Source organism: Eisenbergiella tayi, from assembly GCF_001881565.1.
Taxonomy (GTDB): domain Bacteria; phylum Bacillota; class Clostridia; order Lachnospirales; family Lachnospiraceae; genus Eisenbergiella; species Eisenbergiella tayi.
In genome coordinates this window covers 2,023,748-2,023,999 of sequence record NZ_MPDJ01000001.1, presented here as the reverse complement: position 1 = coordinate 2,023,999, position 252 = coordinate 2,023,748, and the positions used below count along the sequence as shown (strand labels likewise).

Sequence of the window (252 nt, the reverse complement as noted above, 5' to 3'; positions counted from 1 at the left end):
CGATAAGATGTCCTGTATTTTCCTCATAGGCGTCTTCGATTTCTTCTTTGGTCAGGCAGCGCAGGCAGGGAACCTCTCCGTAAAGTTAATCCGCAGGGGTGGTTCCGAAGCAGGGATTCCTTCTACCTGCCTGGGCCCAGCTGTTGGCATAGGAGTTGTCTCTTATACACATTTAGATGGTTAAAAGAGACAGTCTGTATACCCTGCAAAGGCCTTCTAAAAACGCCGGTCCTTAGATTGCGTACTTTGCAA

The 252-nt window shown here is 48.4% G+C and carries 1 pseudogene; it reads right to left on the bottom strand.

What is annotated here, in order from left to right:
- Positions 1 to 157, bottom strand: a pseudogene (gene araD / locus BLA28_RS34645) (L-ribulose-5-phosphate 4-epimerase); the annotation flags it as partial.
- Positions 158 to 252 lie beyond the last annotated feature (95 nt).